Annotated in this window: 10 protein-coding genes and 1 tRNA gene; 2 read left to right on the top strand and 9 right to left on the bottom strand. The window is 41.1% G+C overall.

Features of this window, described 5'->3' with window-relative positions:
• Positions 1 to 15: 15 nt before the first annotated feature.
• Both D6853_RS03215 and D6853_RS03210 read right to left on the bottom strand, forming a co-directional pair.
• On the bottom strand, positions 16 to 339 hold the full coding sequence (locus D6853_RS03215; protein WP_120656361.1) for a zf-HC2 domain-containing protein: 324 nt from the start codon (positions 337 to 339) through the stop codon (positions 16 to 18).
• Between the two features lie 152 nt (positions 340 to 491).
• Complete coding sequence (locus D6853_RS03210; RefSeq protein ID WP_120656360.1) at positions 492 to 1,583, bottom strand: HD-GYP domain-containing protein; 1,092 nt, start codon at positions 1,581 to 1,583, stop codon at positions 492 to 494.
• 149 nt (positions 1,584 to 1,732) lie between these two features.
• On the opposite strand from D6853_RS03210, the gene D6853_RS03205 reads away from it, so the two are divergent.
• Together D6853_RS03205 and D6853_RS03200 are read left to right on the top strand one after the other, a co-directional pair.
• On the top strand, positions 1,733 to 2,338 hold the full coding sequence (locus D6853_RS03205) for an NUDIX hydrolase (RefSeq protein WP_120656359.1): 606 nt from the start codon (positions 1,733 to 1,735) through the stop codon (positions 2,336 to 2,338).
• Between the two features lie 106 nt (positions 2,339 to 2,444).
• A tRNA-Leu gene (locus D6853_RS03200) sits at positions 2,445 to 2,527 on the top strand.
• Positions 2,528 to 2,576: 49 nt separating this feature from the next.
• Here the strand turns inward: D6853_RS03200 and D6853_RS03195 are convergent.
• The 7 genes from D6853_RS03195 to D6853_RS03165 form a co-directional block, all read right to left on the bottom strand.
• Positions 2,577 to 4,052, bottom strand: a complete 1,476-nt coding sequence (locus D6853_RS03195) for a hypothetical protein (protein ID WP_120656358.1) — start codon at positions 4,050 to 4,052, stop codon at positions 2,577 to 2,579.
• A gap of 37 nt (positions 4,053 to 4,089) precedes the next feature.
• On the bottom strand, positions 4,090 to 4,395 hold the full coding sequence (locus D6853_RS03190; protein WP_120656357.1) for a hypothetical protein: 306 nt from the start codon (positions 4,393 to 4,395) through the stop codon (positions 4,090 to 4,092).
• Positions 4,396 to 4,410: 15 nt separating this feature from the next.
• Positions 4,411 to 6,057, bottom strand: a complete 1,647-nt coding sequence (locus tag D6853_RS03185; protein WP_120656356.1) for a putative manganese-dependent inorganic diphosphatase — start codon at positions 6,055 to 6,057, stop codon at positions 4,411 to 4,413.
• A 133-nt stretch (positions 6,058 to 6,190) separates the two neighbouring features.
• Positions 6,191 to 7,240: a hypothetical protein gene (locus D6853_RS03180; RefSeq protein ID WP_120656355.1), complete on the bottom strand. Its 1,050-nt coding sequence runs from the start codon at positions 7,238 to 7,240 to the stop codon at positions 6,191 to 6,193.
• A gap of 40 nt (positions 7,241 to 7,280) precedes the next feature.
• Positions 7,281 to 8,447 carry a hypothetical protein gene (locus D6853_RS03175; protein WP_120656354.1) on the bottom strand — a complete coding sequence of 389 codons (1,167 nt, stop codon included), beginning with the start codon at positions 8,445 to 8,447 and terminating at the stop codon, positions 7,281 to 7,283.
• Between the two features lie 99 nt (positions 8,448 to 8,546).
• Positions 8,547 to 10,277 (bottom strand): ABC transporter ATP-binding protein, encoded by a 1,731-nt coding sequence (locus tag D6853_RS03170; protein ID WP_120656353.1) that lies wholly within the window; start codon positions 10,275 to 10,277, stop codon positions 8,547 to 8,549.
• The gene (locus D6853_RS03165) at positions 10,274 to 11,998 is read right to left on the bottom strand and encodes an ABC transporter ATP-binding protein (RefSeq protein WP_120656352.1); all 1,725 of its coding nucleotides are present in this window, start codon (positions 11,996 to 11,998) and stop codon (positions 10,274 to 10,276) included. The genes D6853_RS03170 and D6853_RS03165 overlap by 4 nt, the downstream gene beginning before the upstream one ends.
• Positions 11,999 to 12,015 lie beyond the last annotated feature (17 nt).

Raw genomic sequence — 12,015 nt, 5'->3', positions numbered from 1 at the left:
CCGACAAATATAGGATTATAGAAACAGATTAAGAACAAATGCCGTAGCGGCAAGGACTACAACGCAGCCCTCGAGGACGTAGCTTAAAAGAACCAGAGATTGCCTGACCTTAAGTCTTCTTCCGGCGTCGGATAAAAGCCCTTCGAGCTCTCTCTTAAGGTTGAATGTGTTACCATCCTCAAGTCTCTTCATGCCGACTTTGACAAGAAACTGAATGGTGAGCTCTTCCTTACATTCCGCGCAGTTATCCATATGATAAAGAAAATCGGAAAGATCGCGGTTGTCGAGATCGTCATCCAGAAATAATGGAATTAACTTTTCAGCATCTTTACAAGTCATATAGTGCTCCGCACGTCAAAAATACTAACCATTCAACATATTGTATGGCAGAACGTGCTGCGACAATCTGTCTCTACAACATCTAGAATACTACAAAAGGCGGTTATTTACAATAATAGCAGATACTGTAAATACCGATAAATACGCAAATATCAGATAACTGCAACGATCGAAACTTCTCTTCTTGAAGAAAGATCAACGAAGTTCTCGCCGCATCTTATTACAGGGCGTGAAAGGTGGTCGGGATTAACGAATACTATCTCGCCGGTCTGGCCGGTGCTGAGCATTACCCTGTTTGCGATAAATGTATTAACTATATTGCTAAGGAAGGTCATGATGACATTTGGATCAAACTTATTGATACCCTCTTCCTCAAATCTCGAAATAACCGTGAAAGGACAGATCGGTGCTCTGTAAACTCTCTTGGAGGTCATTGCCTCGTAGATATTTGCAACAGTAACGATCGATGCTATCTCATCAATCTGCTCTCCCTTTAAGTGGAACGGATAGCCTGAGCCGTCTCTGTACTCGTGATGCATAAGGATACAATTCTTGATCCTGGGATCGATATCCTTATCCTTGACGAGCTCATATCCCTTAACCACATGGTCTTTCATGAATCTCTCTTCGTATTCGGTATACGCATCTCTCTTGTTGAGTAGATCGGGTGGCATAAGAACCTTACCGATGTCATGCAAAAGACCTCCGGCGGTAGCAAGCTGCACCTTTTCCTTAGGGAGTCTCATCCATGTTGCGATGGTATTGCATATAAGAGATACATTAAGGCTGTGCATATATACAGCATCGCTGTTGTCTCTGAGGTTATGAAGCATATCGAAAACACCTGCAGTTCCGCCCGCCTCAACAAAGAGATGATAAACGGGTTCTGTCAGCTTCTCTATATCAAGAGACATTTTCTCATTGGCAATAAGCTTAAATGACTCTTCAAGCTGATGCGCATTATTCTCAATATCCTGCTTGAACTTAATGAAAGCCTCGGAATTGCGGATCTTCTCGGCATATGAATAGTCAGGCTGTTTCTGTACCTGCTCTTCGCTCTTGTCGGGAACCGGCTGTTTCTCATCTTCTACGAAAATATTGTACAGAGAATGTGACTTGATCCTATGAATGTCATTCTCATCAAGCACCGTTCCTTTCGGAAGTACAAGTCTGTCATCGATTGTATAGATATTCTCGGAAACCACAAGGCCCGGTTCAAGGTTGTCTACTGAAATCAGTTTCATTTCTTTTTCCACCTAAATTAAGAGATATAGAATCATTATATCAGCATTTTTTATTTTTTGTGATAAAATGATGATATTCGCAATAAATCTAGCAAGATATGACAGTTTTGCGGTGTGACAGCTGCATAAACGCATAAAAAGGATAAAAAATGTCAGCAAAAGATGATAGTCTCAGATGGAAATTAAAAGATGAACAGCATGTGATCCAAGACGAATGGATCGATTTCAGGAAAAATATCTATGAACTTCCAAATAACGAAGAGATAGGCCCTGTTTACAATTTTTCAAAGCACAGCTTCTCTCTCATCGTCGCCACCGACGAAAACGGCAAGTTCATCTGCGTGCGCCAGTACAGACACGGCATTGATGAAATCTGCACCGAGTTCCCTGCTGGAGGAATCGAATACAAGGAAAAGAGTGATGTTCCATATATTACCAAAGGAAACATAATCGCGACCGAAGACGATGCTTTCGCAGCAGCCAAAAGAGAGCTCATTGAAGAGACCGGATATACATCGGATGAATGGACTCATCTTCTGACTCTTCCATCCAATGCCACAATATCCAACAGCAATGTACATATTTACGCTGCAGTAAACTGCAAGCATGTCGCTTCTCAGGAGCTTGACGACTCCGAGTTCCTCGATGTTCTGCTTCTTGACGAAAAAGAGCTCGTGAGCAGGATAAACGGCGGTGATTTCAAACAGGCTCTGCATGTGCTTGCATATTATCTTTATAAAGAAAGGTGCAATTGAAATATTAAATAAGCCTTGATAATAGGCTCCCCGTGTGATATATTATGTAGGCGTGCTGCAATCGGCATCGCCGATGCATTCGCATCATTTTATTATATTTGTAAAAGCCGGCATGTCGGAATGGCAGACGATGCAGACTCAAAATCTGTTGTGGGTAACCACGTGTGGGTTCAAGTCCCACTGCCGGCAGTAAAAAACCTCTACCATTTACTTGGTAGAGGCTTTCTTTTTTTATCTATTACATTGCAAAAGCAACTGTTCCTAAATATTCTGTGGCTATCTGAACTTTACCCTTTGTTACTACTGCATCATATGAATGAACCTCCCCTGTAACAGTTCTTACATATACTGTTATGGTCTTTCCTTCATAAGACTTATCGAGAGTAAATGTGTATATAGCAGGTGTTTCCAGTTTTGTAAGGCTTACTCCCGCTGCATAAGCTCTGATAAAGAGAGAACCTTCAATCGGAGTTTTCCCGGACTCAGTTATTGCTGTATTAAGAGCCTGTGCTATTTTATCAAGTCCGTTGATTGATTTTCCGTTTCTGTCAAGAGCAGGAACAATTGTTGCTGTTATCTTGGATGAATAGCCCTTAGGAACACTTGCGGAACTCAGATCAACAGCAACCTTCATTAACTTTCCATTTGAATCTTTTACTAACACACTAGATGAACCTGAATTATTAGATACAGCTGCAAAATAAGCGTTTGATGTATCAGATGTGTAAACATTAGCATAATCTGTCGTGGTTGTTACATATGCTTCCTGCGAATTATTGTCATCTGATGATGCACTACTTCCACTTGACGAATCATTATTATCTGCTACTGCGCTACTTCCACTTGACGAATCATTATTATCTGCTACTGCGCTACTTCCGCTGTTTGTATTAGAAGACGTTGAGGCTGAATAAGGCTTTGTACTGACAGTAATTGTAACTGCACCTGAATATGAATAGCCTCCGGGTGGCGTTTCAGTTACAATTCTTCCGACTTCGCCCATGTGAATATCTGTTCCATAGTAACCTTGATTCAGAATTACACCATCAGTGGGTGATGAAATATAGCTTCCATTAATGGTAACTGTTCCACCAACAGCAAGTATGGGATACCAATTTTCTTGAGAAGAGCCATTAGCATCAACTGAGACATTTGAATTGTTGATAACAATATTATGATTTCCGTATTCCCCCTGTGCATGAGAAGATATCTGTTCAGCGTTACCGGCTGCAATACTATCGGTACTTATTACATTTGAATCAGTGATAATAACATTTCCATCTGTTCCTTTACCGTCTATACCACCGATTATGCCATCAGCTGATACACTTGAATCTGTTATTTTCACATCTCCATCAGCAGAAATAGAACCGCCTGTAGTAATGTTAGCAGTATCAATTGTTAAATCGGCATTAGTTGAAGTATCAAATGTACTTACTTCGATTTTTCCGGAAATAGTAACAGGATCATCATTTGTTGTAATAGTAATATCATTATCAGCCACGACATCACCATTTACGTCATCTGTCAAAGTAAGTTTGCTGTCGTCCGAACTCCAGGTAAAACCTGTACCGCTTGGTTTATCATCGCTAAATACATTGGAATCATCACCTACATAACCTGCTGTACCCGCATAAGCGATTATAGGAGAACCTATGAGGCTTGCTACAACAAATCCACTCATAATTTTTGCTGCTACCAGATATCCTTTCATAAAAAATCCACCTCCTAGTATTGATTTTTCATCTCTATTATATCTGCACAATGCCCACGTCGGCGCTATATGCAAATATATCTTTGTCATTTAGTACACAGCCGGTGACAAGATAGTCCATCCCGCTTGCTCCGAGAGCTTTTTTGCCCTTGATGATAAGGTGGACTTTTTTATCTTCCGTCATGTATTCTTCGGAGACAGTCTTGTTGTCTTTGGAATCTTCGAGCATCTTCTTAAAATCGCCGATAAATGCAGGAATGATCACAGAGCCGATTCCCTGGCCGACTGTCGGGCCGTATATTCCGATTATTTCATGAAGTAATAACTTTCTAAGTTCATCCATAGGTTGCCTCTCATATTACTGCTGAATTGTCTCTACAATTGCGGGAAGAAGCTGTTTCTTACGTGAAACAACTCCGGGTAATTTCGCCGTATCTCCCGTTACATTTATTCCGAAAGCATTGTTCAAAGTATGCTGAGCCTTGGCGCCTTCAAATATGATCTCAGATGACTCCTCGATGATATTTGTAAGCATAAAGAACAGCATATCAAGGCCGTCTTCCTTGGCTACATTCTTAAGCTCGGGCTCGAGCCTGTTCTTTATCTCCGCAAGTTCTTCAGCGCTCATCGAATTTATCTGACCGATTCCGATCGTAAGGTCATCAACCGTAAACTTCTTGAAGTCCTGATGAAGGATCTCGCTTGCGGACTTTCCGCTTAGATTAGATCCGGCATGGAACATCTCTTTTGCGAACTCCTCAAAATCGACTCCCGCTATCTTAGCAAGCTCCTCTCCTGCGTTCTTATCTATAAGAGTGCATGTAGGAGATCTGAACATAAGCGTATCGGATAGGATCGCAGCAAGTAAAAGTCCCGCTGTCGTCTTATCTATCTCAACACCGTTTTCCTTGTACATAAGATAGATGATCGAGCATGTTGATCCAAGCGGCTGATTTCTAAAGAATACAGGGCCTGCAGTCTCGATCGTACGAAGCCTGTGGTGATCCACTATCTCTAATATTTCAGCTGAATCGGCGCCGTTTACTGCCTGATTCTTTTCATTATGATCAACTAAGATGAGCTGTTTCTTTTTAGCTCCCAAGAAGTTACGTCTACTGATCATTCCGATGTAGTGATTACTCTTATCAAGGATCGGGAAGTATCTGTGACGGGTCTGCGCCATAACATCCTGAATATCCTCGATGTAATCGTCCATGTGGAAATGAACGGTGCTGTCTTTTTTCATGACATGTTCAATCGGAATGCTCTGATTGATAAGTCTCGCAACTATAAAGGTATCATGAGGCGTCGTGATGATCTTGGTTCCGTGCTCTTTTGCCTGAGTCTGAATGGTCTTGGCAACTTCAGCGCCTTCACAGACTATAATGCATCCCGCGTTCATCTCAATAGCACAAAGCTGAGTCTCATAGCGATTTCCAAGAATTACAACGTCGCCCTCATTTATAAGATTTTCCATGATCTCAGGGCTTGCGGCCGCTATGACCACTTTTCCCTTAGTAAGATTATCCGTAATATCCCCTACAAGGAGCTCTCCGTCTATCGTCTCGACGATATTCTTATACGAAGTATGCGCCTGCGAAAGGATTCCGGGATCTATAACATCCATATATGTTTCAACGATATCATTTGTAGTAACGATACCGCTTAGTACGTCATTATCGGTAACGCAGAGAGTCACAACCTCGGCGTCTCTCATTTTGGCCCAGGCTTTTTTGAGAGAAAGATCTGATCCGACACCTTCGAGCATCCTGATCTCCATATCGCGCACCTGAGTTCTCACATCTTTTATATATACAGGAACCTCCACACCGAAATGAGACAGAACAAACTGCGTCTCTTCGTTGAGATGTCCTGCTCTGCAAGCAATATATTCATCCCCTGTTATCTTGCTTTTGAGATTAGCGTAAGTTATTGCCGCACATATCGAATCTGTGTCGGGATTCTTGTGTCCTATGACAATTACCGGCCTATTCTGCTTTTCCATACATTATCTCCCAAAAATCATAACGTAAAAATGCGTTAATACTGTCATATACAATATTAACGCATTTATGGTTATCTTTTCTATAGTTTTTGAAGATATTTGATGTCTTATATGATTATTTTACAGACATGATTTAAATCTTAAATTCGCTAAAATAGCTCAGATATTGTTCACACTCTTTTTCGGAGTTTCCTAAAACAACAATATAAGCGACCATATCATTTCGTAGGATCAAACGCTCATTTAAATACTTTTTTCTGCCTCCATCAAATTCCAGAACAAAGTTGATACTCCTGGAACTTTTACCGCAGAATTCTCCCTCACCTACAGTATATGTGATTTCTTTTGCACCAAACTGAGATTTCAGCTCTTCTTTATCCAGAACCTGCTCAAACATAGCCTCTGTGACATCACCCAATATATCATCATCCGTCATGCCGTAGCCTCTAAGTTCACCGACTCTGGGGTCATATTTTACACGTACTTGTACAACCGCACCGATGTCTTTATTTGAAGCATTCATCTCGGTTCTGATCTTTCCGCTTATTATGTCGCTATGTAAATTCAAACGGAAATTCTCTGGATCTACGCCATCATTATTTGCAAGTTCCTCTTGGCTTGCGAACTCAAATCCTTCAGGTTTGTCAAATTTCAATTCCAGAGAGGTACTTATATAGCCTTCATCAACCGTTGTACCCGGAAGATAACTCGGGATAGTTATAGTATATGTTGTTGAATAGGTTGTAGAGCTATCGGAATCAGTTTCTGTATCTGAAGAGTTCTCGTTTAAATCCTCGGATTTTTCAGCAGTTGCAGATTCTTCTTTTTCCTCAGCTTCTGTTTTCTCTTCAACGACAGCTGAAGTGTCCTGTGCCGATGCAACTTCTGTTGTCGATACTCCAATAGTAGGATCATCGGAATTTTTTTGCTGTACCTTTGAATAATTGTAATTCCACAATGTAAAAAGAATCAGTACCGCAAGCACAGCTCCTCCGATAATATACCATTTATTATTGGAGCCGCCGTTATTGGGGTTCATCTGCATATTCTGATTGAACTGCCCATATGGACCACTCTGCATATTCTGATTGAACTGCCCATATGGACCACTCTGCATATTCTGATTGAACTGCCCATATGAACCACTCTGCATATTCTGCTGTGAATTAAATTGATTATCCATAAAAACTCCCCTAGCAAAGCTATTGTGTGCATTTACAAGATCATTCTACGCTTGAAAAGATAGCAATTTTCTTATCGCAATCAGCTTCAGAGAAATTCAATACCGAAATATTTCCCAAGAACTCGTCTTTTACCATAATTATCATCTTATTATGAGCACTACCGCCATTGTTAAATCCAATAGCAATATTCTTTACAATACAAGGTTTGCCACAAAATTCTCCCTTAGTGATCGTGATATCCACATTGCTAACCTTATCAAGATTATCTATATATCCTTGTTCATCTTCTTCTATTTTTTCAGTCTCAATTCTACAAAACTCGTCTATTATTTCATCATCGCTCTTTCCGGAGTATCTTAATAATTTAAGACCGAGATTACGTACCACGCTCACCGTGACATATCCTACATCATTAGATGAAGAATCCGGCTCAGCGAACATTTCCGTTCTATACTTGTTGGAATCGATATCTTCTTTTAATACTTGATAAAAATCACCTTCGGCAGCTTCATCATCTTTAGCAAGCTCATCTTCTGACAAGAAACGATAATCGGAAGGTTTATTAAAAGTTATTCCCAAAGAATGACTGACAAAAGTATCTCCGTTATATTCGGGAATTTCATAAGGAATTGTCTTAGTCAACTCACTGGGGTCTCTCTGTTCTAAACTCTCATCATCTGTAGACTCCGTTGCATCTTCTTTTGCTTCCGAAGTCACAGTTTCATCAACATCTTCTTCCTCTTGCGTAAATACATCGGGATTGATAGTTGAGGTATCTTCCGATGCGTACTCCGTAGTGGATGCACCGATTGTAGGATCTGTAGAAGGTGTCTGTGATTCTTTCATGTTATACAAAGTAAAAAGAATCAAAACCGCAGCTACTGCGCCACCTATATAGATAAAGTATTTATTATCCCAGCCCTTCTTCTGAGGAACCTGAGTGTACGGCTGCTGATATCCCTGCTGATATCCTTGTTGATATCCCTGCTGATACATCTGAAGATTCACCTGTTGATTCATTTTAGGATTCATCTGTGAATACTTCTTCTCAAGTGATTCCAAACTCATCTCATTATCCGGCTGAGGATTAACCTGTGGATTAAGCTGAGGATTGGGCTGATTATTAAACTGATTTTGAGAATTGAATTGCGGATTGTTATTTGAATTGTTCTGTCCGCTAAACTGCTGATTGATCTGATTATCCATAATTATTATCCCCTTGCAACAAAATTTTTTTCAACTTATTTCAAAGTATACCATGACACGTTTGTGAAGTAAATGTTAATTTTGTTAATTTTTGATTCTTTAAGCAAATTGGCTATTATATAGTTCATAGTAAAAGCCTTCTTTATCAAGAAGCTCCTTATGATTTCCTTGCTCGATGATATGTCCGTCCTTCATAACAAGTATTACGTCGGCTTCACGTATGGTTGAAAGCCTGTGCGCAACGATAAAGCTTGTTCTTCCGCTCATCATCTTGTTAAACGCCTTCTGGATCCTCATCTCGGTATTGGTATCGATCGATGAGGTCGCTTCATCAAGTATCAGCATAGGCGGGATATTCAGCATAACTCTGGTGATACATAGGAGCTGTTTCTGCCCCTGAGACAGGTTGCCGCCATTTTCCGAAATAACGGTGTTATAACCCTCGGGAAGCCTTTTGATAAAGCTGTGTGCGTGAGAAGCCTTTGCAGCCTGTATAATCTCATCATCAGTAAAGCCCTCTCTTCCAAGGGTAATGTTATCTCTTATAGTGCCGCTTCTAAGCCATGTCTCCTGAAGCACCATACCGAAGTTATTTCTAAGGTCCGCTCTCTTGATATCACGGATATCCATTCCGTCTATGCTTATCTTACCCTTATCAACATCATAAAATCTCATAAGAAGATTAATAAGAGTTGTCTTTCCGCTACCTGTAGGCCCAACGATTGCAACTCTCTGCCCCTTCTTGATATTAAGGTCAAGATCTTCAATAAGGCTCTTACTCTTATCATAAGAAAAAGCCGCATCCTCGATAACGATATTTCCTTCGGGCAGAAACGCTTCGGGAGCATCCTTGGAATCAGCTTGTTCAGGCTGTTCTTCTATAAGGGCAAATACTCTCTCGGCGCAGGCAAGTGCATTTTGAAGCTCCGTGACAACTCCCGAGATTTCATTAAAAGGCTTGGTATACTGCGTTGCATAGCTTAAAAAGATCGTGAGTCCTCCGACAGTCATCCTCCCAGTAATACAAGCAAATGCACCAAAAAGAGCTACTGCAGCGTAGACAATATTGTTGATGAACCTTGTTCCCGGATTTGTTATGGCGGAAACAAATACAGCTTTGACGGAAGCATCAAAAAGCCTGTCATTAACTTCATCGAAGGCTTCCATGTTTTCATCTTCGTGCGCAAATGCCTTAACCACGGAAAGATTTCCTATCATCTCATCGATAAAGCCTGTCTGTTCGGATCTAGCCTCACTTTGTCTTTTGAATAATTCAAAGGACTTATTTGCAATAAATCTAGCAAGCAAGAGTGAGAGCGGCGTTAACGCAACCACCACTATCGCAATCCTGAAATTAAGGTAAAACATAAATACAAGAGTGCCGACAATAGTGACTATTCCGGTGAACAGCTGAGTAAATCCCATAAGAAGGCCGTCAGCAAAAAGATCCACATCGGCTATAATCCTGCTTACAATATCTCCGGTCTTAACCTTATCAAGATACTCAAAAGGCAGTATCTGAAGCTTATCAAACGCCTCTGCCCTAACATCTCTTACAACCTTAAATGTAATGGCATTGTTGGCCTTGTTCATTATCCACTGCGAAACAGCCGTGATACCGATCACTATAAGCATTTTAAATAGGATAAAAGAAATCCCTTTAAAATCAACGTTATCTTTTCCTAGAATGCAGTCGACCGCATTACCGGCAAGTATCGGAACATAGAGAGAAAGTGTTGCCGTAAGGACAGCGAGCGTAAGTGATAAAAAGATAAGTCCGCGGTATTTTCCGGCATGCTTTAATACTTTTTTTAGTGTCTTCTTTTTCATACCGCTCCCTCCTGCTTAAACTGAGAATCATAGATTTCTTTATATAACTCGCAAGAATTAAGGAGCTCGTCGTGCGTACCAATTCCGGCGACAGCGCCGTTATCAAGAACAATTATCTTATCGCAATCATGCACAGATGATGATCTCTGCGAAACAATAAATGTCGTAGGTGCATTCTCCATTTCGGAAATGGCATGTCTTAGGTTTTTATCGGTAAGAAAATCCAGTGCCGATGCACTGTCATCAAGTATCAGTATCTCAGGCTTTTTTACAAGAGCACGTGCAATGGTAAGTCTCTGCTTCTGACCGCCCGAGAAGTTCTTTCCGCCCTGAGAGACCATATGGTCAAGTCCGTTTTCTTTTCCCAAAACTATTTCCAGCGCCTGTGCTATTTTAAGTGCCTCAAATATCTCTTCATCGGAAGCACCCGCGTTGCCCCAGCGCATATTGTCCCTTATCGTTCCATGGAAAAGAACCGCCTTCTGCGGAACGATTCCTATTCTTTCACGAAGAGCCTCAAGCTTATATTCTCTTACGTCTTTTCCGTCAATGAAAACGCTTCCTTCTCTGACATCATAAAATCTCGGAAGCAAGTTTATAAGTGTAGATTTACCGCTACCGGTTCCACCGATAACACCGATCTTCTCGCCTCTTTTAACTTCAAGATCAACATGCTCAAGAGAGTCCTCACTGTCCCCGGTATAGCGCATGCATGCATCATTAAAAGCAATATGAATTTCGGTATTTTCAAATTCGTCAGATTCTCCGTCCTTCATAGAAGATTTTAATTCCAAGAGCTCCTGCACCCTGTCTCCCGATGCAATTGCCTTAGTTATTGTAAGAATCAGATTTGCAAGCTTGATAAGCTCAACAAGAATCTGTGACATATAATTATAGAGCGCAACAACCTGTCCTCTTGAAAGCTCACCGATATTTACAAGAGCAGCACTTTTATAAATAAGGTAAGCAATCGCAAGATTAAGGATCGTAAAAGTCAAAGGATTCATTAGCGCGCTCACGCCGCCCACATGCTGCTGCAGATTCATGAGCTCATTATTTCTTTTTCCAAATTCATCTTTTTCCTTGGTTTCCAGGCCGAAAGCCCTTATCACTCTTACGCCCGTGTGATTCTCACGCGTAAGTCTAAGAAGCGTATCAAGACCGCTCTGAATCTTGCCGTAGCCCGGAATACTCCATGCCATTATCACTCCGACTACAACAAACAAAAGAATTATCGTCACTACAAAGATAAGAGCCTGCCTAAAGTCGATCGTAAATGCCATGATCATGGCGCCGAACACAACAAAAGGAGACCTCAAAAGAAGTCTGATGGTAAGATTAACGCCCTGCTGGACCTGATTGACATCACTTGTCATGCGAGTGATCATCGCAGAAGTTCCGACCCTGTCCATATCCGAAAACGAAAGGCTTTGAATATTATTAAAAAGAGCTCTCTTAACCTTTCTCGCAAAGCCGGCCGCCGCCTTTGCCGCAAAATACTGCGCCGTAATAGCCGTAGCAAAGCCGACCACGCAAAGCGCGATCAAGATTCCACACATCTTGATAACATAAGTTCTGTCTCCGACTTCTATTCCTTTGTCTATCATAGCGGCGATGACAAGCGGAACAAGAAGCTCAAAAGAAGCCTCCAGCAACTTAAACAGCGGTCCCAATATAGTCTCTTTTTTATAATCCTTAAGAAATACCAGTAACTTTTTCATACTTAGATTCCAATTCC

The sequence above is a fragment of the Butyrivibrio sp. X503 genome, from assembly GCF_003625475.1.
In the GTDB taxonomy this organism is placed as follows: domain Bacteria; phylum Bacillota; class Clostridia; order Lachnospirales; family Lachnospiraceae; genus Butyrivibrio.
Note: the sequence above shows the minus strand (reverse complement) of the source record. Positions and strands in the feature narration are given on the sequence as shown.

Excerpts from the sequence above, each read along its gene's own strand:
- D6853_RS03215 (WP_120656361.1), bottom strand. The coding sequence starts at position 339 with ATGACTTGTAAAGATGCTGAAAAGTTAATTCCATTATTTCTGGATGAC.
- D6853_RS03210 (WP_120656360.1), bottom strand. The coding sequence starts at position 1,583 with ATGAAACTGATTTCAGTAGACAACCTTGAACCGGGCCTTGTGGTTTCC.
- D6853_RS03205 (WP_120656359.1), top strand. The coding sequence starts at position 1,733 with ATGTCAGCAAAAGATGATAGTCTCAGATGGAAATTAAAAGATGAACAG.
- D6853_RS03195 (WP_120656358.1), bottom strand. The coding sequence starts at position 4,052 with ATGAAAGGATATCTGGTAGCAGCAAAAATTATGAGTGGATTTGTTGTA.
- D6853_RS03190 (WP_120656357.1), bottom strand. The coding sequence starts at position 4,395 with ATGGATGAACTTAGAAAGTTATTACTTCATGAAATAATCGGAATATAC.
- D6853_RS03185 (WP_120656356.1), bottom strand. The coding sequence starts at position 6,057 with ATGGAAAAGCAGAATAGGCCGGTAATTGTCATAGGACACAAGAATCCC.
- D6853_RS03180 (WP_120656355.1), bottom strand. The coding sequence starts at position 7,240 with ATGGATAATCAATTTAATTCACAGCAGAATATGCAGAGTGGTTCATAT.
- D6853_RS03175 (WP_120656354.1), bottom strand. The coding sequence starts at position 8,447 with ATGGATAATCAGATCAATCAGCAGTTTAGCGGACAGAACAATTCAAAT.
- D6853_RS03170 (WP_120656353.1), bottom strand. The coding sequence starts at position 10,277 with ATGAAAAAGAAGACACTAAAAAAAGTATTAAAGCATGCCGGAAAATAC.
- D6853_RS03165 (WP_120656352.1), bottom strand. The coding sequence starts at position 11,998 with ATGAAAAAGTTACTGGTATTTCTTAAGGATTATAAAAAAGAGACTATA.